This window comes from Alphaproteobacteria bacterium, from assembly GCA_033344895.1.
Taxonomy (GTDB): Bacteria; Pseudomonadota; Alphaproteobacteria; order UBA8366; family Aestuariispiraceae; genus Pacificispira.
The window spans coordinates 2,203,360-2,224,688 of the sequence record JAWPMN010000001.1; the positions used below are offsets into that span (position 1 = coordinate 2,203,360).

General features: G+C 63.0%; 23 protein-coding genes. 11 read left to right on the forward strand and 12 right to left on the reverse strand.

The annotated features are described in order from the left end of the window. The 4 genes from R8L07_10760 (at nucleotide 1) to R8L07_10775 (ending at nucleotide 3,295) form a co-directional block, all read left to right on the forward strand. Nucleotides 1-783, forward strand: a complete 783-nt coding sequence (locus R8L07_10760) for a dienelactone hydrolase family protein (protein ID MDW3206009.1) — start codon at nucleotides 1-3, stop codon at nucleotides 781-783. Nucleotides 784-877: 94 nt separating this feature from the next. Then, a complete protein-coding gene (locus R8L07_10765) occupies nucleotides 878-1,369 on the forward strand; it encodes a DUF2937 family protein (GenBank protein ID MDW3206010.1) in 492 nt (163 codons plus the stop codon). A gap of 127 nt (nucleotides 1,370-1,496) precedes the next feature. Beyond that, nucleotides 1,497-2,711, forward strand: a complete 1,215-nt coding sequence (locus R8L07_10770; protein ID MDW3206011.1) for an MFS transporter — start codon at nucleotides 1,497-1,499, stop codon at nucleotides 2,709-2,711. Between the two features lie 89 nt (nucleotides 2,712-2,800). Continuing rightward, nucleotides 2,801-3,295, forward strand: a complete 495-nt coding sequence (locus R8L07_10775) for a class I SAM-dependent methyltransferase (GenBank protein MDW3206012.1) — start codon at nucleotides 2,801-2,803, stop codon at nucleotides 3,293-3,295. A 236-nt stretch (nucleotides 3,296-3,531) separates the two neighbouring features. Here the strand turns inward: R8L07_10775 and gabD are convergent, their stop codons facing one another. The 3 genes from gabD to R8L07_10790 all read right to left on the reverse strand — a co-directional run bounded on the left by gabD (nucleotide 3,532) and on the right by R8L07_10790 (nucleotide 6,845). Beyond that, nucleotides 3,532-4,983, reverse strand: a complete 1,452-nt coding sequence (gabD, locus tag R8L07_10780) for an NADP-dependent succinate-semialdehyde dehydrogenase (GenBank protein MDW3206013.1) — start codon at nucleotides 4,981-4,983, stop codon at nucleotides 3,532-3,534. Nucleotides 4,984-5,187: 204 nt separating this feature from the next. Continuing rightward, nucleotides 5,188-5,748, reverse strand: a complete 561-nt coding sequence (thpR, locus tag R8L07_10785) for an RNA 2',3'-cyclic phosphodiesterase (protein ID MDW3206014.1) — start codon at nucleotides 5,746-5,748, stop codon at nucleotides 5,188-5,190. A gap of 44 nt (nucleotides 5,749-5,792) precedes the next feature. Continuing rightward, the gene (locus R8L07_10790; GenBank protein ID MDW3206015.1) at nucleotides 5,793-6,845 is read right to left on the reverse strand and encodes an NADP(H)-dependent aldo-keto reductase; all 1,053 of its coding nucleotides are present in this window, start codon (nucleotides 6,843-6,845) and stop codon (nucleotides 5,793-5,795) included. A 183-nt stretch (nucleotides 6,846-7,028) separates the two neighbouring features. Here R8L07_10790 and R8L07_10795 point away from each other — a divergent pair, with 183 nt between their 5' ends. Further along, nucleotides 7,029-7,778 carry a hypothetical protein gene (locus tag R8L07_10795; protein MDW3206016.1) on the forward strand — a complete coding sequence of 250 codons (750 nt, stop codon included), beginning with the start codon at nucleotides 7,029-7,031 and terminating at the stop codon, nucleotides 7,776-7,778. A gap of 22 nt (nucleotides 7,779-7,800) precedes the next feature. Here R8L07_10795 and R8L07_10800 read toward each other — a convergent pair whose 3' ends face one another. Together R8L07_10800 and R8L07_10805 are read right to left on the reverse strand one after the other, a co-directional pair. Then, the gene (locus R8L07_10800) at nucleotides 7,801-8,946 is read right to left on the reverse strand and encodes an FIST C-terminal domain-containing protein (GenBank protein ID MDW3206017.1); all 1,146 of its coding nucleotides are present in this window, start codon (nucleotides 8,944-8,946) and stop codon (nucleotides 7,801-7,803) included. 16 nt (nucleotides 8,947-8,962) lie between these two features. After that, nucleotides 8,963-9,643 (reverse strand): arylesterase, encoded by a 681-nt coding sequence (locus R8L07_10805; GenBank protein MDW3206018.1) that lies wholly within the window; start codon nucleotides 9,641-9,643, stop codon nucleotides 8,963-8,965. Here R8L07_10805 and R8L07_10810 point away from each other — a divergent pair. From R8L07_10810 to R8L07_10820, 3 genes are all read left to right on the forward strand, one after another. Next, nucleotides 9,642-10,373, forward strand: a complete 732-nt coding sequence (locus R8L07_10810; GenBank protein ID MDW3206019.1) for an ABC transporter ATP-binding protein — start codon at nucleotides 9,642-9,644, stop codon at nucleotides 10,371-10,373. The two genes, R8L07_10805 and R8L07_10810, sit on opposite strands and share 2 nt — an antisense overlap. Then, nucleotides 10,374-12,905 (forward strand): FtsX-like permease family protein, encoded by a 2,532-nt coding sequence (locus R8L07_10815; protein MDW3206020.1) that lies wholly within the window; start codon nucleotides 10,374-10,376, stop codon nucleotides 12,903-12,905. A gap of 154 nt (nucleotides 12,906-13,059) precedes the next feature. After that, nucleotides 13,060-13,797, forward strand: coding sequence for a Bax inhibitor-1/YccA family protein (locus tag R8L07_10820; GenBank protein ID MDW3206021.1), 738 nt, complete (start codon nucleotides 13,060-13,062; stop codon nucleotides 13,795-13,797). Nucleotides 13,798-13,876: 79 nt separating this feature from the next. Here R8L07_10820 and R8L07_10825 read toward each other — a convergent pair whose 3' ends face one another. Beyond that, nucleotides 13,877-14,287: a cupin domain-containing protein gene (locus tag R8L07_10825; GenBank protein ID MDW3206022.1), complete on the reverse strand. Its 411-nt coding sequence runs from the start codon at nucleotides 14,285-14,287 to the stop codon at nucleotides 13,877-13,879. After that, the gene (locus tag R8L07_10830; protein MDW3206023.1) at nucleotides 14,284-15,030 is read right to left on the reverse strand and encodes an SDR family oxidoreductase; all 747 of its coding nucleotides are present in this window, start codon (nucleotides 15,028-15,030) and stop codon (nucleotides 14,284-14,286) included. The genes R8L07_10825 and R8L07_10830 overlap by 4 nt, the downstream gene beginning before the upstream one ends. A gap of 142 nt (nucleotides 15,031-15,172) precedes the next feature. On the opposite strand from R8L07_10830, the gene R8L07_10835 reads away from it, so the two are divergent. Further along, nucleotides 15,173-16,564 carry a sigma-54 dependent transcriptional regulator gene (locus R8L07_10835; protein ID MDW3206024.1) on the forward strand — a complete coding sequence of 464 codons (1,392 nt, stop codon included), beginning with the start codon at nucleotides 15,173-15,175 and terminating at the stop codon, nucleotides 16,562-16,564. 10 nt (nucleotides 16,565-16,574) lie between these two features. Here R8L07_10835 and R8L07_10840 read toward each other — a convergent pair whose 3' ends face one another. Together R8L07_10840 and R8L07_10845 are read right to left on the reverse strand one after the other, a co-directional pair. After that, complete coding sequence (locus R8L07_10840; GenBank protein MDW3206025.1) at nucleotides 16,575-17,288, reverse strand: glutathione S-transferase family protein; 714 nt, start codon at nucleotides 17,286-17,288, stop codon at nucleotides 16,575-16,577. Then, complete coding sequence (locus R8L07_10845) at nucleotides 17,285-17,719, reverse strand: DoxX family protein (GenBank protein ID MDW3206026.1); 435 nt, start codon at nucleotides 17,717-17,719, stop codon at nucleotides 17,285-17,287. Before R8L07_10845 ends, R8L07_10840 begins: the two co-directional genes overlap by 4 nt. 96 nt (nucleotides 17,720-17,815) lie before the next feature. Between R8L07_10845 and R8L07_10850 the strand changes: the two genes are divergently transcribed. Then, nucleotides 17,816-18,262: a MarR family transcriptional regulator gene (locus tag R8L07_10850; GenBank protein ID MDW3206027.1), complete on the forward strand. Its 447-nt coding sequence runs from the start codon at nucleotides 17,816-17,818 to the stop codon at nucleotides 18,260-18,262. Here the strand turns inward: R8L07_10850 and R8L07_10855 are convergent. Both R8L07_10855 and R8L07_10860 read right to left on the reverse strand, forming a co-directional pair. Next, on the reverse strand, nucleotides 18,259-19,539 hold the full coding sequence (locus tag R8L07_10855; GenBank protein ID MDW3206028.1) for a transcription antitermination factor NusB: 1,281 nt from the start codon (nucleotides 19,537-19,539) through the stop codon (nucleotides 18,259-18,261). The two genes, R8L07_10850 and R8L07_10855, sit on opposite strands and share 4 nt — an antisense overlap. Continuing rightward, a complete protein-coding gene (locus R8L07_10860) occupies nucleotides 19,536-19,961 on the reverse strand; it encodes a metallopeptidase family protein (protein ID MDW3206029.1) in 426 nt (141 codons plus the stop codon). Before R8L07_10860 ends, R8L07_10855 begins: the two co-directional genes overlap by 4 nt. Before the next feature lie 7 nt (nucleotides 19,962-19,968). Here R8L07_10860 and R8L07_10865 point away from each other — a divergent pair, with 7 nt between their 5' ends. Then, nucleotides 19,969-20,325 (forward strand): 4a-hydroxytetrahydrobiopterin dehydratase, encoded by a 357-nt coding sequence (locus tag R8L07_10865; protein MDW3206030.1) that lies wholly within the window; start codon nucleotides 19,969-19,971, stop codon nucleotides 20,323-20,325. Nucleotides 20,326-20,338: 13 nt separating this feature from the next. On the opposite strand, the gene R8L07_10870 is transcribed toward R8L07_10865, so the two are convergent. Beyond that, nucleotides 20,339-21,319, reverse strand: coding sequence for an alpha/beta hydrolase fold domain-containing protein (locus R8L07_10870; protein ID MDW3206031.1), 981 nt, complete (start codon nucleotides 21,317-21,319; stop codon nucleotides 20,339-20,341). Between the last annotated feature and the right edge of the window lie 10 nt (nucleotides 21,320-21,329).

The following is a 21,329-nucleotide window of genomic DNA, read 5'->3' on the forward strand; positions in this document are numbered from 1 at the left end:
ATGTTCGCAAGACGGGATGTCATCAAGGGTATGGGCGCCGGATTGGGCACGTTGCCGCTGGCGACGGTACTGGCGAACCCCGAACTGGCGCGCGCAGCGGCGGCGGGCCTGACCGACCTGCAGGGCGAAACCGCTAGCGGCAAGACGGTCACGGCATCCCTGGCGATGCCGGCGACGACACCCGCCCCGGCGGTAATGCTGATTCATGAATGGTGGGGCCTGAACGACCAGATCAAGGCGGTTGCGGCCGATTTTGCCGCCCAGGGTTATATCGCGCTGGCCATCGACCTGATGGATGGCGAGGTCGCGACCGATCCGGACGGCGCGCGCGCCCTGATCGGCAAGGTGGGCGACGATCCGCAGACCGCGGTCGAGACCTGCACTATGTGGACGGATTTCCTGAAGACCCATGAGGCCGGAACAGGCAGGGTCGGCACTTGCGGCTGGTGTTTCGGCGGCGGATGGTCGTTGAATGCCTCCCTGGCGAGCCCCGTCGATGCGACGGTCGTCTATTACGGCCGGGTCAACAAGACGGCGGAGGAATTGGCTCCCCTGGCCGGTCCGGTGCTGGGACATTTCGCGACCGAGGACAAGTTCATCAACAAACCCATGGTCGACGGCTTCGTTGCTGCGATGGCCGATGCCGGCAAGAGCCTGACGGTCTACTGGTATGAGGCCGATCATGCCTTCGCCAACCCGACCAGTGCCCGTTACGATCAGGAAGACGCCGCCCTGGCCTGGGACCGGACGACCGGATTCCTGGCGCAGAACCTGCAAAGCTGAGGCATCAGTCCGAAACGTGGTGACGCAGCACTTGGCAATCTGGGGCGGAGTCGGTCTATGATCCCCGCTGTCGAATTGGGTGGGGGCCGTTCCGATGCTGAAGAAGCTGCATATCCTGTTTGCGCTGCTGTTCGCGGTGGCGATGTCGCAGTTTCCGGAATTCCATCAGCAGTACACCCAGCGCGTCGGCGGGGCACTGGATGAACTGACCCTTCAGATCGCGGCGCTGGACGAACGGGCGGAAAAGGCCGGCATGGATCGCTATGACTATGTCCGGCACTTCCAGAGTAATCCGGACGACATCGTTCGCGGAGAAGGCGACGCCATGCTGGCGACCCTGGCGCGGCGGCAGCGTCTGGAGGCCGCCTATCAGCGCCTGATCGATGCGCCCTGGTACATGATTGTCCTGGAAACGGCATTCCATCTGGAACCCGACATTGCGACCAATACGGCAAAGGCCTTTGTGCCGGCCGTGCCGATTTCGTTTTCCGGGGCCGTCCATACCTTTGCCGGGTTCATGATCGGATACCTTCTGCCGGCCGCCCTTGGCAGTCTGCTGCCGTGGCGCAGGGTGCGGGAGGCCTAGCCCGCGCGCCGTTTCAAGGGGACACCCGTGACCTGACGGCGAAATATTCTTGCGCAGATTTCGCGAGACGCCGGACGGAATGGGGCGTATCACCCCTGAACCGCGCGCGAAACTGGGAGTCCGATCCATGTCCACGAACGATCGCAATGCCATCCTGGTGCTGCTGGCAGGGTTCCTGCTGCTGGCCGTCAGTTTCGGCGCGCGCATCTCCTTCGGTGTCTTTCTGCCGGCGATGCCGGAAGCCACCGGATTCGATATCAGCTCGATCTCGCTCGTCCTCGCCATCCAGAATCTCGTATGGGGGGCCGCGCAGCCTTTCGCCGGGCGTCTGTCGGATCGGTACGGTGCGGCGCCGGTGGCGTTCGCCGGTGCAGTGCTCTACGCCGGTGGTCTCGCGGTTACGGCCTATTCGGACAGCTATCTGCTGTTCGGTGCATCCGCCGGGATTGCGCTGGGCATGGCCCAGGCCGCGATCGGGTTTCCTGTCATTCTGGCGGCGATCGGCCGTACCACCAGCGATAAACGGCGCGGGCTCTTCCTGGGCATCGCGACGGCAGGGGGCAGCTTCGGCCAATTGGTCTTCTCACCGCTCAGCGATGTTTTCCTGCAGAGTTTCGGCCTGATCGACGCTTTCCTGGTCATGGGGGCGATCTGTCTGGCGGCCGCGACGCTGACGGTCCTGATACGCCGCGAAAGCCGCCCGACCGAGGCGGAACGGGTGGCGGCGGCTGCTGCGCCGGGTCAGGCACTGGGCGAGGTGCTCGGCCGCGCCATGGCCGACCGCAGCTTCCTGCTGCTCATCGCCGGCTTCTTCGTCTGCGGGTTTCACCTGGCCTTCATCGCCGTGCACCTGCCGAATTTTGCGGTCCTCTGCGGCCTGCCGAAGAGCACCGGGACCTACGGACTGGCGGTCATTGGTGCCTTCAACATCATCGGCACGATCGTGGCCGGACAGATCGGCGGGTCGTTCCGGCCGAAATATCCACTGGCGATGATCTACTTCCTGCGCGGCGTTGCCGCCCTGGCGCTGCTTTTCATCCCGGTCACCGAATTCGTGCTGATCGCGTTCAGCGCGGTCATCGGGCTGCTGTGGCTGTCGACCGTGCCGCTGACCAGCCTGACTGTCGCCAAGCTGCACGGTCCCGCCAATGTCGGCATGCTGTTCGGCATCGTGTTCTTCAGCCACCAGGTTGGCAGTTTCATCGGGCTGGTCATGGCCGGGGAATTCATCGAACGCTTCGGAAACTACGATCTGATGTGGATCGCCAGTGCCGCACTTGGGCTGTTCGCTGCCCTGGTCCATCTGCCGATCGAAGATAACCGCAAGCTCCAGCCCGCGTGATCCGGTGCGACCGGTTTGTGACTTGGCAAATCGGGAGGACGGGCTACATAGGGACCCGTAACCCGCGCCTCCCGAGAGAGTCTTTTCCCATGTCACGACTGGAATCCTTCATCCGCCGGATGGATGCGCAGCGCCGGCTGCTCAACGACGCCATGGCGGACGTCGCGGACAAGGACGGCATCGTCCTGGAGCTGGGGCTCGGCAACGGCCGGACCTACGACCATCTGCGTGAAAACATGCCGGGCCGTGACATCTATGTCTTCGAGCGGGAAGTCCGCGCGCATCCCGGCTGCATTCCGCCGGACAACCGACTGTATCTGGGACATGTGATCGAGCAGCTGGAACGGGCCGCGCAAGATTTGGGGCCGCGCGCGATCCTGGTTCACAGCGATGTCGGCAATGGCGACGAACCGGCCAGCATCGATTTCGGACGCACGATCCTGGCCCCGGCCCTCAAGCCGCTATTGGCCCCGGGGGCCCGTATCCTCAGCGACCAGCCGGTGCCGGTCGACGGTTCGGTGGAACTGGAAAAGCCCGCCGACATGGATCCGGAGCGGTATTACATCTACCGCTATCTGGGCTAACGACCCGACTGCCGCCATCTCAATGGCGGTAGCTGTCTGTGCCGGATATTGAAAGGTTCCTGCTTTCGCAGGAACACGGTGGAGGCTGGGGCCCAATCAAAGCGCCCAAGACACGCATTGAACCTAGCCGTGCTTCTGCGAAAGCAAAAGCCTTCGCGGCGACCTCTCGGTGCCGCATGCCCCCACCCGACCGTGGCGGTGCCCCCCTCTCCCGGAGGGAGAGGGGGATAAGGCGCCTACACGCCACCCATCAGGATGTATTTCATCTCGCAGAATTCATCGAGGCCGTACTTGGAACCCTCGCGGCCCAGGCCGGATTCCTTGACGCCGCCGAACGGCGCGACCTCGGTCGACAGGATGCCGGTGTTCAGGGCAACCATGCCGTATTCCAGCTGTTCCGCGACGCGCCAGACGCGGCCGATATCGCGGGCATAGAAATAGGAGGCCAGGCCGAACTCCGTATCGTTCGCCATGGCGACGACTTCATCCTCGTCCTTGAAGCGGAACAGCGGGGCCAGCGGGCCGAAAGTCTCGTCCTTCGATACCATCATGTCCTGTGTGACATTGGCCAGGACCGTGGGCTCATAGAAGGACATGCCCAGTGCATGGCGCTGACCGCCGGTCAGGACACTCGCCCCTTTCGACGTCGCATCGGCCAGATGTTCCTCGACCTTGTCCACCGCGGACATGTCGATCAGCGGGCCGATGACGACGCCGTCATCGACACCGTTGCCGATCTTCAGCGCCTTGACCTTCGCGGCCAGTTTCTCGGCGAATTCGTCGTAGACCGCGTCCTGGACATAGATCCGGTTGGCGCAGACGCAGGTCTGACCGGCGTTGCGGAACTTGCAGATGATGGCGCCATCAACCGCCGCGTCGATGTCGGCGTCGTCGAAGACGATGAAGGGTGCGTTGCCGCCCAGTTCCATGGATACCTTCTTCACCGTGTCGGCGCATTGCTTGATCAGGATCTTGCCGATCTCCGTCGAGCCGGTGAAGGAAACCTTGCGCACGATCGGGTTGCCGGTCATCTCACCGCCGATCGCGCCGGCCGAGCCGGTGACGACGGACAGAACACCTTTCGGTACGCCCGCGCGTTCCGCCAGTTCGGCAAGCGCCAGTGCCGACAGCGGCGTCTGGGACGCGGGCTTGGCGACGGCGGGGCAGCCGGCGGCCAGCGCCGGACCGGCTTTGCGCGTGATCATGGCAATCGGGAAGTTCCACGGCGTGATGAAGGCCGTGACGCCGATCGGCTGCTTGATGACGACAATGCGCTTGTCATCCTGATGCTGCGGGATGACATCGCCGTACATCCGCTTTGCTTCCTCGGCGAACCATTCCAGGAAGGAGGCGCCGTAGGCGACCTCACCCTTGGCTTCCGGCAGGGGTTTGCCCTGTTCGCTGGTCATGATCAGCGCCAGATCGTCGGCATTTTCATGCATCAGTTCGAACCAGCGGCGCAGGATCGCGGCGCGGTCCTTGGCGAGTTTGGAACGCCAGGCCGGCCAGGCGGCGTTGGCGGCCTCAATGGCACGTCGGGTTTCGTCGGCGCCCATCTTCGGCACCGTGGCGATAACTTCGCCGGTCGCCGGGTTGGTGACATCGATGGTCTCGCCACTGTCGGCGTCGACCCACTGGCCGTCGATGTAACCCTGCTGCTTCAGCAGGCTCGGGTCCTTGAGGCTCAGGCCCTTGGTCTTGATCTCATTCATGATGTCCACCCTTTTCTTGCGTGGCGGCGGTCTTTCGGTCGCGCCGCGATAAATCTCGGACGGAATCGGTACTCCGCCGAGGCAGGCATGGCAAGGGATGGGGCGGGGAAAGATCTGTGACCACCGGACCGGACGCAACGTTGCCGCTGCGTCCGGGGCGTATTAAGTTCCAGGGCCGCGCTATTCCGCGGCGGCGTAGGTCATGAACCGTAACGGGTAGTCCGCCTCTTCCGTGTAGATCGACCCGGTATGCGACAGGAAGCTGGAATACAGCACGAACCGATCAGCATCGAAGCCCAGATTGCGCGGCAGCCGCCTTTCGGCGACGAAACGCTCCGCACAGTCGATGCTGGTCGTCTTCAGGCGTCCCAACGTGATATGCGGATGGAACTTTCTGCTTTCTGGCCGCAATCCGCAACGTACCGCCGCGGATTCGATCTTTCGCTGGAGATGCAGAAGCCCGTCATTTTTGCGGACATTGGCAATCAGGGCACTGGGTTTTCGCTTGTTGCCGAACCAGCCGAGACCGTCCAGCGTGACATCGAAGCCGGGGGCATCGATCCGCATCAGAGTGTGTGCGAGATCCTCGGCCATGCCGAAATCGATCTCGCCGATGAAGCGGAGTGTCAGGTGGAAGTTCTCGGGATCGGTCCAGCGGGCACCGGGCAGTCCGTTCTGCAACCCGGTCAGCACGTGCCGAACATCCGCTGGCACGGGCAGGGCGACGAATAGCCGTATCATGGCGCGCCTCCACTATATATGGGGTCAAAATCGACCCCACACCCTTAATACCCGATTGGCGTCTCCTTGTGAATGGCTTCGATGTCGGTCAGGACATCGTCGGACAAGGTCATGTCTCCGGTGTCGATGGCGGTCTTCAACTGGTCCAGATTCGTGGCCCCGATGATGTTCGCCGTCGTGAACTGCCGGGTGTTGACGAAGGTGTTCGCCAACTGCGCCGGATCGAGGCCGTGGCGGCGGGCGACATCGACGTATTTCCGGATCGTTTCGACAGCCCTATCACTCTGATATCGCGGGAAGTATTCGTTGAACAGGGTCAAGCGCGCACCTTCGGGCCTGGCGCCGTCGAGATACTTGCCGGACAATGTTCCCATCGCCAGGGGCGAGTAGGCCAGCAAGCCAACCCCGGTGCGGCAGGACACTTCCGCCAGGCCGTACTCATACTCCCGTTTCAGCAGATTGTAGGGGTTCTGAATGGAGACGATTCTCGGCAGTCCGGCTGTTTCCGCCAACCGGAGGAACTCCATGACCCCCCAGGCCGATTCGTTTGAGACGCCGACATATCGGACCTTCCCGGCCTGCACCAGTTCCTCCAGTGCGCGCAGGCTCTCTTCGATCGGAAAGCCGTCCTGCTCGGGATTGTGGGAGTAGGTCACGGAGTCGAAGGAGGTGGTTTCCCGTTCCGGCCAGTGCAACTGATAGAGATCGATATAGTCGGTCTTGAGCCGTTTCAGGCTGGCGTCGCAGGCTTCCAGGATCGACTGACGGTCCAGTCTGGTTTCGCCGCCATGCAGGTGCGGACGCATATAGGGCAGCCGGCCGGCGCGTCCTGCGACTTTCGACGCCAGAATGACGTCCGATCGCCGCCCTGTTTTTTCAAACCAGGTGCCGATGATCTCCTCGGTCCGGCCATAGGTCTCCGCCCGGGGCGGAATGGCGTAGAGTTCGGCGGTGTCCCAGAAGTTCACGCCGCGATCCAACGCGTAGTCCATCTGGGCATGCCCCTCGGCTTCGGTGTTCTGCTCGCCCCAGGTCATGGTGCCCAGGCAAATCACACTGACGTCGATATCGGTATGTCCCAGCTTGTTGTAGCGCATCGATAAGATCCCCTCCGGTACAAAGAAAATGGCCCCGGTGTCGGCGGGGCCTTTCTCAAGATATGGGGTTCATACGCCTTGTGAAAAGGCAAAGTCCGGAAATCAGAAGAGAGGTGCCCGAATAGGTTGAGTTGCTCGGTTCATTCATTATTATCTGATGATGATCAAATTGGGGGGGCAGGTATGCGCATTTTCGTAGTTTTATTGCTTGTTCTAGGTGCTGCGGGTTGCCGCGGCGGCTATACCGGCAGCGGGCCGATCCAGTTCAGCGACGGTGCCCTACGCAACTACGATCATTATATTTCCCGTGAGACGCCGATGAGCTTCGCCGTCACCGAGGATGGCGCAAAGTCTTTCTATTATTACTGTCCTTGGAACTACCAGGGCCACTGTGAGGCCCTCGCCGATACCAAGATAATCTACGAGTGCGAAAAACGGCATAAATCCAAGTGTATGGTATTTGCCCGCGGCAAACAGATCGTCTGGGACAGCCCTGGAGATTGGCGCCGAGGCAAACCGGACGGCCTGTACAGCGTCAATCATAACAAAAGGCAATCGTCCGACAACGCCGTGGAGCCGGTGCCGGTCGGGCGCGGATCGGCCTATGCCGGGCGCTTCATCGGTGAAGGGGCGACACCTCGAAGCGAAGGCAATGAGCCAGGGCCTCAGGTCTGTGAGAAGGGTGAAGTCTTTCCGGTCAAAGCGCGCTACTACAACCGCGTGATCACTTTGGAATTCGACTTCACAGGGGCAGGCGGTACCGTCGAAACAATGTCCGGAAAGGTGAGTGGGTCAAAGTTCAGTTTCGAAGAGAATCTGTTCGGGAAGGGGTCGGGGTTTGCGGTGACCGGCACCATTAGCGGTCTGAACGTGGAAGGCCGGATCGACAGTCATTCGTGCTCCTCGCGCTTCAAACTGTCGGCAGCCTCCTGACAAGCAGGAATAACGATATCGGCTAAAGGAACAGCGTCAGGACGCCTGTATAGGTGTAGATGCGGTCGCGGCTGAATTCGCCATTGGCGAAGAAGCCGGTCAGGGGGAAAGCGCCGAATGTCTCCTCGATCAACTGGGTTTCCAGGGCCGGATCGCTGAACTGGTTCGGCCCCCTGGCGGCGCAGGATACATAGACACCGCCGCGCACGGGCCGGTCGCCGATTCGCGATTTCAGATCGCCCAGCATGCGGCGCATATCCGCGGTCGCACTGACCGGATCACGACGGCAGAACATGATTCCGTCCCCGGGCCGCATGCTGGCCCCGACTGCAAGTGCACGATGCTGGGGATCGATCGCGAGCAGGTCGCGCACGGTATAATCCCCGCTGTCGGATCCCGCGACCGGCAGGGCCGCGAAAATATATCCGGCACAGCGATTGAGATCGCGGGACAGGATTTCGCCGATATCTTCCTTGAAGACGTCGAGGGCCGGTCGCCCGTTCAGTTCGAAGATGGCATGTTCCTCACCGGCAGTAACGGTGTGAACCGGCCCGATTGGGCTGCATCCCTGACTCAGGGCAGTCTGGATCGGCAGTTCCGACAGCGACAGCATGGCGCCGCTGAGCCCCTGTCCATCGGCGCCGTCCGCGACCTGCGATCCATTCCCGTGACCGACACTCAACCCGCCGATCAGGAAGCCGTCCGTCTCCTGCACGATATCGTCGATGATCCCGCCCAGAAGGCCGTTGTCGGAATCGCCGTGTGCCAGGATCATCGGCGGACCGTACTGCGCAAGCCACTCTTCATGGGTCGCGCTGATACGGTCGGATTCCCCACGTACGCCGGAGAATATGCGGAATGCATCTTCCGCGAACGGACACAACAGGACGGAAACGGCCGGGGTGCCGTAGCATTCGTCCAGCGACCCGCTGCGGTTTGTGCCGATTGTGCCGAAACCGATGGTGCCGACCCAGTGTGGAACGCCTGTGGACTGTCTCAGCAGCACCTCGATATCGGCGAACTCGGAAGCGAATTCCGGGGTCATGTAGATCAGGCCCAGTCGGTGTTCCGGTCCACATTTTTGCAGGACGGGGAGAATCTGGCCGATGGCCTGCTGCCAGGAATCGCTGGACGCCTGGGCGGCAATGAAGGGGATGGGGCCACTCATTGTGGCTTTCCCGTCGTCACGATCCGTTCCCGGATTCGAGCGCTTCGATGACGCTCGGGGCAATTCGCTCCACGATCACCTGAACGCCCTCGGCGTTGGGGTGCATCCCGTCGTCCTGGTTCAGATGCGCCTCGGCGGCGACGCCCTCCAGAAAGAAGGGGTAGAAGGCCGTGCCATATTTTTCCGCCAACCGGGGATAAAGCGCATTGAAAGCCGCACCGTATTCGCGTCCGAGATTGGGGGGCGCCATCATCCCGGTCAGCAGGACCGGGACACCGGCGGACTGCGATTTCTCGATGATCTGGGCTAGGTTCGCTTCGGTCTGTTCCGGCGGCAGACCGCGCAACCCGTCATTGGCGCCCAGTTCCAGCAGCATGAGATCCGGTTTTTCCGCGAACAGCCAGTCCACGCGGCCGAGCCCGGCCTTGGATGTGTCGCCGGAAACGCCACCGTTCACAACGCGCACGTCATAACCGCGCGCCTTCAATTCCGCTTCCAGCCGGGCCGGAAAGCTGTCCTGCCTGGACAGGCCGTAACCCGCGACAAGACTGTCCCCAAGAGCCAGGATGACGACGTCGTCTGCGGCGGCCACGGGGGCGGACAACATCAGAAACACGGCACAGAAAGCGGCGGCGGCATTGATCGCGCGCCGCATGGCGCCATATAGCCGTTGGTGTGTACAGGAAAGGCGGGTCATGACATCCCATTTGCAAAGCGGCGATAACGAAGGTGCGACAACCGAAATGATCGCCCTGCGCGATGTGCATCTAACACTTGGGTCCCTGGCAGGCGACGTCAATATTCTACATGGCGTCGATCTGTCCGTTGCGCGCGGCGAAACGGTCAGTGTCGTCGGACCGTCCGGCTCCGGCAAGACGTCTATGCTGATGATCGTCTCCGGGCTGGAACAGGCGACGTCCGGTCAGGTCATTGTCGGCGGACAGGATTTCTCCACTCTGGACGAAGACGGTCTGGCACGCTTCCGGCGCGACAACCTGGGCATCGTCTTTCAGAACTTCCATCTCGTTCCCACCATGACAGCGGTGGAAAACGTGGCCATTCCTTTGGAGCTTGCCGGCCGGCGGGATGCAGCGGAGCGCGCGGCGGCGGTACTGGACCAGGTCGGTCTGGGGGCCCGTCTCAAACATTATCCCGGACAGCTGTCCGGCGGGGAACAGCAGCGGGTCGCACTGGCCCGGGCTTTTGCGGCGGAGCCGAAACTGATTCTGGCGGATGAACCGACCGGCAATCTGGACGCCGATACGGGCGCGCAGATTGTCGATCTGATGTTTTCACTGGCACGCGACCATGCAACGACCCTCATGCTGATTACCCACGATTCGACACTGGCCAGCGCCTGCGACCGGACGGTCGAGATGCGTGACGGCCGCCTGACCGGCGGTGCGGCACTCAAGGCGGCGGAGTAGATGCCGGTGCTGGGAACCGCATTCCGATTTGCCTTGCGGGAACTGCGCGGTGGCTTGAAGGGCTTTCGGGTTTTTCTGGCCTGTCTGGCGCTCGGCGTCGCGGCGATTGCCGGTGTCGGCTCCCTTGCCTCGGCGATCGAGGCGGGGTTGAAGGCCGATGGCCGGGTTCTGCTGGGTGGCGACGTCGATATTCGGCTGATGCACCAGGAGGCCAGCCCGGAACAGATCGACTGGTTGCGCGATAACACGGCTGCTCTGTCCCGGATCGTGCAGATGCGTGCGATGGCCATCCGTGCCGACGGCGCCGAACGCCGCCTGGTCGAGATGAAGGCGGTGGATGGCGCCTATCCCCTGAACGGCACCCTGGTGCTGGAAGACGGCCTGACAATGTCCGCGTTGCAGCGGCAGAACGGGGTATGGGGCCTGATTGCAGCCCCGCAACTGGCCGAGAGATTGCGCCTGAACGAGGGCGACCGGGTGCGAATCGGGGAAGCGGAATTCGAATATCGCGGCACCTTTCTGGAAGAGCCGGACAAGGGCACGCAGGCATTCAACCTCGGGCCGCGGATTTTCATTTCCATTGACGCCCTGCCGGAAACCGATCTGGAGCAGCCCGGCAGCCTGATCCGATACCATCATCGGGTCCTGTTGCCCCCGCAGACCGATGTCGGCGGCTGGGTCGAAAGCCTGAATGCGCAGTTTCCCGACGCCGGATGGCGTGTCCGGGCCCTGGACGACGCCGCGCCGAACATTCAGCGATTCGTTGACCGGGTCGGTCTGTTCATGACGCTGGTCGGTCTGACAGCGCTTCTGGTCGGCGGGGTCGGTGTCGGCAATGCCGTACGTGCCTTCCTCAACCAGCGCACGGGCACGATCGCGACCCTGAAATGCCTCGGTGCGCCCTCGGCCACGATCTTCGCAACCTATCTGATCCAGGTCGGCGCATTGGCGCTGGTCGGGATTGTTCTGGGCCTGTTGCTCGGCGGGGTCGGACCGTCATTGGTGGTCCCGATGCTGGCGGACAAGCTGCCGGTGGAAGCCCGGGTCGGGCTGTATCCGATGCCGTTGCTGCTCGCTGCCGGGTTCGGCCTGCTGACGACACTGGTCTTTGCATTATGGCCGCTGGCGCGGGCAAGCTCCGTTCCGGCCGCGACCTTGTTCCGGGATCTTCTGAACCCCGTCACGGCACGCCCAGGGCCGAAAATGGCACTCTTTCTTGCGGCCGCGGCGGCAGGGCTGGTCGGTCTGGCGGTATTGTCCGCGGATCAGCCGGTCGTGGCGCTGGCCTTCACCGGCGGGGCAGTCGCAACGTTGCTGGCTTTCCGGGCCGCCGCCTGGGCAGCGATGGCGTTGGCGCGTCGACTGCCGCGACCGCGGGACACGCGCATCGCCCTGGCCATGGCCAATCTGCACCGGCCGGGCGCTCCCACCGGCGGGATCGTCGTGTCGCTGGGGCTTGGCCTGACCGTGCTGATTGCGGTGGCCATGATCGAAGGCAATCTGTCACGCCAGGTGTCAGAGACCTTCCGTGGCGAAGCGCCGGGCTACTTCTTCATCGACATTCAGCCGGACCAGATTGACGGGTTCCGCGAGACGCTGGACGGATTCGACGGGTTGGATCGCTACGATACGGTGCCGATGCTGCGCGGTCGCATCGTCGCGCTGGACGGCGTTCCGGTCGAGGAGATCGAACCGCATCCCGAAGTCGCCTGGATGCTGCGTGGCGACCGGGGCATCACCTGGTCCCGAACGCCGCCGGAACGCGGCAGCGAGATCGTCGAAGGCGCCTGGTGGCCGGAAGACTATGCCGATACGTCGCGCACGCTGGTCAGTTTCGATGCGGAGGCCGCGCAGTATTTCGGGCTCGGCATCGGCGACACGCTGACGGTCAATGTGCTGGGCCGGGAAATCCAGGCGGAGATCGCCAACCTTCGGACGATCGACTGGACGTCGCTTGGCATCAATTTCGTGATGGTCTTTTCCCCCGGCCTGCTGGAAAGCGCGCCGCAGATGTATCTGGCCACCGCCTATCTGGAGCCGGACCGGGAAGTGGCGCTGGAGCGGGCGGTCACGGACCTCTATCCCAATGTCTCGGCCATCCGCGTGAAGGAAGTGCTGGAAGGGGTCGACAAGATCCTTCAGGACCTCGGTACGGCTGTTACGGCCATCGCGGCCATTGCCATCATTGCCGGCGTCCTGGTCCTGGCCGGCGCGGTCGCGGCCGGGCACAGCCGGCGCATTTATGAATCCGTGGTTCTGAAGGTTCTGGGCGCAACACGACGGGATGTACTGATCGCCTATCTGCTGGAGTTCGGACTGTTGGGTCTGCTGACGGCGCTGATTGCCGGTCTTGTCGGCGGCCTCGCCGCCTATGTCGTGATCGAAGAGGTGATGCAGGCGGATTGGATTTTCGTCCCGGAAGCGGCGGCCCTGACCGTCATCGTCGCCCTTGGCACCACGATCTCTCTCGGCTTTGCCGGAACCTGGGCCGCATTGGGAAGGAAGGCGGCCCCGCTGTTGAGGAACGAGTAGGGCGGCGCTCTGTCGATTTCGTACTGCCATTGTGCGGCGCCAGTTGAATTTCAATGCGTTTCTGCCCATATTAGCGTCGGAAAATCAGTCTCCTGCGGCCCATAGTGGTGGTCGCAGGGCTAACTCAACGAGGGTAGAAAAGGGGCAACGAGCAATGGCTCTCAATCCGAACCGTTACGCGACCCGCGCCGGTACTGTTGATCGCGAAGAAATCGACGCCGGTCTGCGGTCCTACATGCTGCGCGTGTACAACTACATGGCGCTGGGTGTCGCTTTCACCGGGCTTGTCGTCCTGTTCATGGCGAGCAACCCGGAAATCATGGTGCAGATCGCGGTCGGCCCGGTGAAATGGGTGCTGTTCGCGGCAGTCCTGGGCATGGGCTTCTTCTCTTCGAAGATCGTGACCATGAAGTCGACGGTCGCGGCACATGCCTTCTACTGGGTCTACTGCGCACTCTGGGGCGTGATGATCTCGCCGATGGTCGCCTACTTCCTGCAGACGACCGAGGGCACGATGGACGTGGCGCGCGCCTTCTTCATCACCTCCGGCATGTTTGCCGGGGCCAGCCTGTTCGGCTACACGACGAAGAAGGACCTGAGCGGCGTCGGACGCTTCCTGATGATGGCGGCGATCGGTCTGCTGATCGCGATGATCGTCAACATCTTCATCGCGTCCTCCATGTTCTCGCTGATCCTTTCGGCGGGCGTCGTGCTGGTCTTCGCCGGCCTGACCGCCTACGAAACGCAGCAGATCAAGAACTGGTACATGGACACGCTGGGTGACACGCAGGTTGGCCGTCTGGCCCTGTTCGGCGCGCTGCTGCTGTACGGAAGCTTCGTGACGATGTTCATCCACATCTTGAACCTTCTGTCGATCCTGCGCGGCGAATAAGCCGACCGGACGTACCGGAACAAAAAAGCCGCCCGGCAGGAAACTGCCGGGCGGTTTTCGTTTGCATGCGGGCCCAGGGTCAGAGCCGAGGGTCGTCGCAGTGCTGGGTCCCGGCACCCGGCGTCACGAACAGGGCCCGCGTCGGCACCGACGTACGGGCCGTATGCCAGACATTGCGCGGGACGACCACGAACTGGCCGGGCGTATCCAGGCGGGTAACCGTCTCTCCGTCGCCGGTGTGACAGACGAATTCCACCTGGCCCTCCAGCAGATAGATGAATTCATCCCCGGCCGGATGCCGTTCCCAGGTGCCCCAATCGCTTGAGAAGGCGTGTTCGGAGATCAGGGCATGCCCTGCAAATCCGCCATATTCGACGTCCAGATTCTGATAGAAGTCGGGGGCGTCGGTCGCTTTCAGGTCGACTTGCTGTTCCGGGGTCAGGATCGCAGCGACATCCCGCAATCTGGGGGCAGGAGCCTCATCCGTCATATGCAGCGCCCCCCGTCCACCTCCATGCAGACGCCGGTGACCAGGGAGGCGTCGTCGGAACACAGATAGACGGCGGCTCCGGCAATGTCGTTCGCGGTGGACAGCCGTCCCATCGGAATGGATGCCTTGAACATCGCCCGTTTCTCCGGCGTGTCTTCCCCCATGAAGCGTTTGAGCAGCGGCGTCTCACCGGCCACTGGATTGATCGCGTTGACGCGAATCTGTTCCCCGGCGAGTTCAATCGCCATGGATCGGGTGACGCCGATCGCCGCCGATTTCGAACTGTTGTACCAGACGAGGCCGGGTCGTGGACGGATGCCGGCGGTGGAGGCAATGTTCAGGAACTGGCCGCCGCCCTGGGCACGGAACACGGGCAGCGCCGCATGGGCGGACAGGAACAGGGACTTCACGTTGATCGCATAGACCTTGTCGAACTCCGCCTCGTCGACCTCAAGCATCGGCTGGTTCAAATGGGTATAGCCGGCATTGTTCACGACAATATCCAGGCGTCCGAAACGATCCTTTGCGGTTTCGACCAATGCCTGCCAGTCCGAGGCGCTGGTGACGTCGGCATGGGCATAGACCGCGTCCCCGCCGATGTCCTGTGCCACCCGATTGCCGTTTTCGTCGTTGATGTCGGCCAGAATGACCTTGGCGCCTTCCGCGGCGAAACGCCGGGCGATCCCTTCACCGAAGCCCGAGGCCGCACCGGTCACGATCGCAATTTTGTCCTTAAGCCGCATGGGGGCCGATCCTCCTGTTCACAAAGTTTTTAGGGTCGCAGTCTGTTTTTGCATTTTGCAAATCTGCGTGTTGGTTCATAATTGTGTCCGGGACGGGGCTGTGCGGCAAGGTGGGACGCCGCGATAGCGAACGGGTGACGTGATGCTACTTGGCCGGCAGATTCTGCTGATCGAGGATAACGCAAAGCTGGCGGAGCTGTATCAGGCGCAGCTCACCTCGCAGAGTGCGGTGGTTCATCATTGCACGCGGGGCGGTGACGGTCTTGAGGCAGCGCAGACGCTGAAACCGGCGGTCATTCTTCTGGATGTTCAACTTCCCGACATCGATGGCTTCGACGTCCTGAAACAGCTGAAGGAAATCGGTGTGGCGGCGCCCGTCGTGGTGATCACTGCCCACGGGTCGGTCAACCGCGCGGTCGAGGCAATGCGCCTGGGCGCCTATGACTTCCTGGTGAAGCCGTTCGACGCGCAGCGCCTGATCGTCACCGTGGCAAATGCGGCGGAGCGCCATGATCTGGCCGGCATTGTCGATGCCGTGACCCGCCCGATATCCGGTGGATTTCATCGCTTCATCGGTGGATCCGCGGCAATGCAGGCGGTCTATCGGACCATTGCGGCGGCTGCCGCCTCCCGGGCCAGTGTCTTCGTGACCGGTGAATCGGGTACCGGCAAGGAACTTTGCGCCCATGCGATCCACACCGAAAGCCCCCGACGCAACGGCTCATTTGTCGCGCTGAACTGTGGCGCCATCCCCCGGGAACTGATGGAGTCCGAAATTTTCGGTCATCGCAAAGGGGCCTTTACCGGCGCGACATCGGATCGGAAGGGGGCGGCCGAGCAGGCGGATGGCGGCACCCTGTTCCTGGACGAGATCGGCGAGATGGACATGGACCTGCAGACAAAGCTGCTGCGGTTCATCCAGACCGGACGTTACACCCGCATCGGCGAGAATACCGAGCGGGAGGTCGATGTCCGATTCGTCTGTGCGACCAATCGTGAGCCGGCGGAGGCGATCCGCGACGGCAATCTGCGGGAGGACCTCTACTACCGCCTGAACGTCATTCCGATCCGGATGCCGGCCCTGAGGGACCGGCCGGACGACATCGAACCGATTGCTACCAGCATGGTGAAGCGTTTCGCGGAGGAAGAAGGAAAGCGGTTCTGCCGGATCGACAGTGACGCATTGGACCGACTGCAGCGGCACGCCTGGCCCGGCAATGTCCGCGAGTTGGAAAACACCATGCGCAACATCGTGGTTCTCAACGACGGCGAGGCCGTGACCGAAGAGATGGTCGAACGGGCCCTTACTTCCGGCGGCCGGCCGACGAATTCCGGCGGCGCAACAGTTTCCGCCCCCACCGTCGCGGAAATTCGCCCCCTGGCGGTGGTGGAACGCGAAACCATCGAGGCGGCGGTCGCCCTGTGCGGCGGCAATGTACCGAAGGCCGCCGGCGCACTGGGCGTTGCGCCGTCAACGCTGTACCGGAAAATGCAGTCCTGGCGGGACGGGGAGACCGGCCGGGCCGTAGTCTAGATCCGACCGGTCAGGCGGCATGCGCCATGACCCGGGACAGGGCGCTGTTCCGGCGCTGCAGAAATCGAGTCAGCAGGGCCGGGTAATCCGGCGTAACCGCAGAGATGACCGATGGCCGCGCAGCCAGGGCCGACCGCCAGGACTTCAAGCGGGCCAAGTCTGTCGGCATGGCTGAAACAGAGTAGTGATCCAGGACATCGAAATACCGGAATATCGGCCCGTATACGGCGTCGACGAGGGAGAAGCGCGTGCCCTCAAACCAGGGCCCATCCGTCTGAGGAATGTCTGTCCGGGGGGCGCCCCCCAGTTCCTCTTCCAGACGGATCAGCATCCCATCCAGTTTCTCCTTTTCCGTCCTCAGGGCGGCGGGGTCGGGCGCGTTATACAGGGCGCCGATCCGGTTCAGGACCTGGGAACCGAACTCAATCCAGGATCGATGGCGTGCCCGCGCCAAAGGGTCCGACGGATGCAACGGAGACGGTTCGGTTTCTTCGATGTATTCCAGAATGACCGCGGATTCGAAGATCGGGGTCTCGACGCCGTCTCGCGTCACTTTCAGGACCGGAACCTTCCCCAGGGGAGACAGGGTTCTGAACCAATCGGGCTTGTCCGCGAGATCGACATAGACCCGGTCGAACGGCACCGACTTTTCCGTCAGGGCGATGGCGGCACGCTGCACATAGGGGCACAGCGTGTGGCTGATCAGCGTCAGGGTCCGGGTCATTGCGCTACCTCCCTGGCGATACCAGGCAAGGGGTAGGACCGGACCAGAACAAACCGGTCGTCGCCGATCAGGAATTGTGCAAGGGCCGCTGCGCTGAGGTAGGCCGGATACTCCCAGCCGCCATTGGCTACGGTGAACAGCCAGCCATTGCCGGCATGTACCCATACCGCCCCCAGAAGAATGGGTAGCAGCGCAAGTGCCGCCCAGCGGGCGTGAATGCCCAGGATCAGCATGATCCCCCCGACAATTTCTGCACCGGCAACGATATAGGCGAACCCGCCGGGCAGGCCGAGGGATTCGAAGAACCGGGCGGTGCCGGGCAGGCCGTAGATCATGACCTTGAGGATGGCGGAATGGGCCAGAAAGACGATGCCCAGCGCGATCCGCAGCAGGGCGGCACCGGCATCGTGAAGGGGTAGGGGACTAGGCATCGGTCAATCTCCATTGTGAATGCAATTGCATCTATATGGGCGAAGTGAGTGGGGAGTCAAGCTTGATGCATCTGCATTCATCTGTCAGGCTATGGCATGATTGAAAACGCAGATATGCCATCGGACGAAACCGTACATGCCTGGGCAAGGCTGGTGCGGGTTTCCCAGGACCTGATCGGACGTGTGGAGGCCGATCTCAAGGCCGCCGGTCATCCGCCTCTGGCCTGGTATGACGTTCTTCTGGAACTGAAGCGTGCCGAACCGGAAAGATTGCGGCCCTATCAGCTTCAGGACCGCATGCTGCTGGCCCAGTACAACATGTCCCGTCTTCTGGACCGGATGGCGAGGGAACGTTTGATCCTGCGGGAACCCTGCGTGGAGGACGGACGCGGCCACATCCTGACCCTGACCGATGAAGGACGCGCCGTGCAACGCCGCATGTGGCCGGTCTACGCCGCAGCGATTTCGCGGCATTTCGGGGCCAGGCTTTCCGCCGGAGAGGCGACAACGCTGGCCGGTATTCTCGCAAAGCTGAAGGGTTAGCCCCGCTTCCGGAATCGCATGGCGAAAAAGCCATCCATCCCGCCCTGCTCAGCCAGCATGGCAGGGTGCGTCCTCAGACATCCATCCGCCGTCACGGCCCCGGGAAAGTCCGGCAGTTCCGACGGAGTGATGGGCCAGGCCTCCAGGTCGCTCAGGGCGCTCAGAGCCGCGTGGAGTCCGGGGCCTTCGGCACGCTGAAGCGAACATGTTGCCGCAACCAGCACTCCGCCCGGCTTCAGCATCGCGACCGATGCGGCGGCCAGGCGACGCTGCAGGTCGGCCAGTTTCGCGACGTCCCCGGGGCCGCGCCGATGCGCAATTTCGGGATGGCGGCGCAGTGTGCCGGTCGCACTGCAGGGGGCGTCCAGAAGAACGGCATCCCCCGGCTCTGACGGCTGCCATTGCGTGGCATCCGCCGTAACCACGGTTGCGGAAAGATTCAGCCGTTCGAGATTCTCCGACAATCGCGCCAGACGCGGTTTCGACCGGTCGACGGCCGTCACCGCCGCCCCCGCTGCTGCCAATTGAGCCGTCTTGCCGCCCGGCGCCGCGCAAAGATCTATGACCCGCCGCCCGGCCACATCTCCCAAGAGTTGGACCGGCAGCGCCGCGGCCGTATCCTGAATCCACCAGGTGCCTTCCGCATAGCCGGGCAGGGCCGTCACATCGCCGGCGCGGGTCAGGCGGACCGTGTCCTGTCCGATCCGGACACCCCCCAGCTCCGACGCAAGCGCGTCGGCCCGTCCCGGGCAGGTCAGGTCGGTCGGCGGTTCCTGCAAATGAGCATCGGCGATGGCGGTGGCGACCTCGCGACCGAATTGTGCTTCCCAATCTTCACGGAGCCATGCCGGTGTGTTCGCGCGGGTGGCCGCATCCTGGGCGAGGAGGGCCGCCTTCTCCCGCACCGCGCGGCGCAGGATCGCGTTCACCAGCCCCGCCAGCTTCGCCATCCCTTCCTGACGCGTCAGTTCGACCGACGCATCGACCGCGGCATGGGCCGGCGTATCCAGAAACAGCAGCTGCGCCAGACCGATGCGCAGGACGTGACGAATGCGCCGGGCCCGACCCTGCGGCGGCCGTTCCATCAACAGGTCGGTCAGGACATCCAACTGGCCGAGCCGGCGCAGAACCGTCAAGGCGGTCAGTCGCGCGAAACCCCGGTCCCGTGGCTCCAGCCCGGTCAGGGCGTCGGTGCATTCATCCAGCCCGCGGTCGCGATCCAGAACCGATTCCAGCATGGAAAGTGCGGCCCGTCGGGCGGCGATTCCGTCGCTCATGGCGTTTCCTCCGCGGCATCGTCCGCTTCGGCGGCGTCTTCGATCGCGTGCATGTCTTCGTCGCTGAGCCCGAAGTGATGGCCGATCTCATGGATCAGCACGTGCCGCACCAGATGTTCGAAATCCTCCTCCGTCTCGCACCAGTAATCCAGCAACGGTCGTCGGTATAGGTAGATCATGTCGATACCCGGGGTCGGGTCGGCGACGGATTTCCGGCTCATATCGACGCCGTGATACAGCCCCATCAGGTCAAACGGGGAGTCGAGCTCCAATGCGTCGACCGTCTCGTCGTCCGGAAAATCCTGAATCCGGAACAGGATGTCGCCGAGGTGCCGGCGAAAGGCATCCGGCAGTTCGGCCAACTGACGGTTGGCGATGGCTTCTATATCGTCCAGGCTGGGTGGCAGGGTGAATTGGGTCATCGGCGTGATATACCCCCACACTTCCCCCGCGTCAGCCCCAAGCAGTAAGGAGGAATGGTCCATGGCCACGAAATTGACCGCGACGGAACGGAAAACGGCTCTGGCGGACCTGCCGGAATGGCAGACCGTGGAGGACCGCGATGCGATCCGGCGCAGCTTCCGGTTCAAGACCTTCAATCAGGCCTTCGGTTTCATGGCCCACGCCGCGATGCAGGCCGAAAAACTCGACCATCATCCGGAATGGTTCAATGTCTACAACAAGGTGGATGTCGTGCTGACGACCCATGATTGCGATGGTCTGTCGGAACTTGATGTGAAACTGGCCCGGTTCATGGATAAGGCGGCGGCCCGATACGCGGTCTGACGGAGACAGGGGCCTAGTGGCGCGCCCGAAGGAAGGCGGCCCCGTCGGTCAGCGCCGTCATGGCGGCGTCGACGCTGTGGCTCATATGCAGAAAGCCATGCAGCACGCCCTCGACCTGCTGATGCTCGGCAATGCCGCCTGCCTCCACGACGGCGGCGGTCAGGGCGCGGCTATCATCGGCCAGCGGATCCATGGCAACCTCCAGCACGAAGAGCGGTGGCAACCCGGAAAGATCATTGGCCAGGATGTCGAAGCGCGGGTCGGTCATGTCGGACGGATTCTCGAAAAGGCACTCCCGGAAGAAGGCCAGATCGGCGGCACTCAGCCCGTCCTCGGCGCCGCCCCACAGCCGGCGTGATGCCGAATCACGCAATCCATAGGATCCATAATAGAGAAGGGCTGCGCGCGCCGCGTCGATGCGCCCCTGACGTTTCATGTGCAGCAGGACCGACATGGACATGTTTGCACCCGCGGAATCGCCCCCCAGGGCGATGCGGTCCGGATCCAGCCCGTGGGCTGTGCCCTGGTCCAGTATCCAGTCGGCGGCGGCGCAGCACTCGTCCTGCGGCTGTGGGAATTTCGCTTCCGGCGCCAGGTGATAGTCGACACCCAGCACGCACCAGCCGCTTTTCTGAGCCAGAATCCGCATGATGCGATCATGGGTGTCGAGATTACCCACGATCCAGCCGCCGCCATGCAGGTAGATCAGCACCGGCGACGGATCGGCCTGACGCTGGGTCGGACGATGAAGACGCGCGGGAATGTCCCGGTAAGGGCCGGGCAGGAACAAATCCGTGGTTTCCACCATGGTCGGTGCGCCCGTGTTCCAATGCGCCCTGTTTGCGTTGTACTGCAGGCGCTGCGCCGCCAGGTCCTTCGGGTCGACGTCCTGAAGACCGTGCGCTTGGGCCGTTTCCGCCGCGATCCGTGCCTCGACCTTCAGCGCCTCGGCCATTTGCGGATCCAGGCGCGACCACACATCCAGCTTTCCCATCGGGGCCTCC

Coding starts and splice junctions, on each gene's coding strand:
- R8L07_10805 (MDW3206018.1), bottom strand. CDS start 9,643: ATGACCCGCCTTTCCTGTACACACCAACGGCTATATGGCGCCATGCGG.
- R8L07_10850 (MDW3206027.1), top strand. CDS start 17,816: ATGATTGAAAACGCAGATATGCCATCGGACGAAACCGTACATGCCTGG.
- R8L07_10775 (MDW3206012.1), top strand. CDS start 2,801: ATGTCACGACTGGAATCCTTCATCCGCCGGATGGATGCGCAGCGCCGG.
- R8L07_10770 (MDW3206011.1), top strand. CDS start 1,497: ATGTCCACGAACGATCGCAATGCCATCCTGGTGCTGCTGGCAGGGTTC.
- R8L07_10795 (MDW3206016.1), top strand. CDS start 7,029: ATGCGCATTTTCGTAGTTTTATTGCTTGTTCTAGGTGCTGCGGGTTGC.
- R8L07_10765 (MDW3206010.1), top strand. CDS start 878: ATGCTGAAGAAGCTGCATATCCTGTTTGCGCTGCTGTTCGCGGTGGCG.
- R8L07_10790 (MDW3206015.1), bottom strand. CDS start 6,845: ATGCGCTACAACAAGCTGGGACATACCGATATCGACGTCAGTGTGATT.
- R8L07_10815 (MDW3206020.1), top strand. CDS start 10,374: ATGCCGGTGCTGGGAACCGCATTCCGATTTGCCTTGCGGGAACTGCGC.
- R8L07_10820 (MDW3206021.1), top strand. CDS start 13,060: ATGGCTCTCAATCCGAACCGTTACGCGACCCGCGCCGGTACTGTTGAT.
- R8L07_10800 (MDW3206017.1), bottom strand. CDS start 8,946: ATGAGTGGCCCCATCCCCTTCATTGCCGCCCAGGCGTCCAGCGATTCC.
- thpR (MDW3206014.1), bottom strand. CDS start 5,748: ATGATACGGCTATTCGTCGCCCTGCCCGTGCCAGCGGATGTTCGGCAC.
- R8L07_10840 (MDW3206025.1), bottom strand. CDS start 17,288: ATGACCCGGACCCTGACGCTGATCAGCCACACGCTGTGCCCCTATGTG.
- R8L07_10810 (MDW3206019.1), top strand. CDS start 9,642: ATGACATCCCATTTGCAAAGCGGCGATAACGAAGGTGCGACAACCGAA.
- R8L07_10855 (MDW3206028.1), bottom strand. CDS start 19,539: ATGAGCGACGGAATCGCCGCCCGACGGGCCGCACTTTCCATGCTGGAA.
- R8L07_10870 (MDW3206031.1), bottom strand. CDS start 21,319: ATGGGAAAGCTGGATGTGTGGTCGCGCCTGGATCCGCAAATGGCCGAG.
- R8L07_10860 (MDW3206029.1), bottom strand. CDS start 19,961: ATGACCCAATTCACCCTGCCACCCAGCCTGGACGATATAGAAGCCATC.
- R8L07_10830 (MDW3206023.1), bottom strand. CDS start 15,030: ATGCGGCTTAAGGACAAAATTGCGATCGTGACCGGTGCGGCCTCGGGC.
- R8L07_10825 (MDW3206022.1), bottom strand. CDS start 14,287: ATGACGGATGAGGCTCCTGCCCCCAGATTGCGGGATGTCGCTGCGATC.
- R8L07_10835 (MDW3206024.1), top strand. CDS start 15,173: ATGCTACTTGGCCGGCAGATTCTGCTGATCGAGGATAACGCAAAGCTG.
- R8L07_10760 (MDW3206009.1), top strand. CDS start 1: ATGTTCGCAAGACGGGATGTCATCAAGGGTATGGGCGCCGGATTGGGC.
- R8L07_10845 (MDW3206026.1), bottom strand. CDS start 17,719: ATGCCTAGTCCCCTACCCCTTCACGATGCCGGTGCCGCCCTGCTGCGG.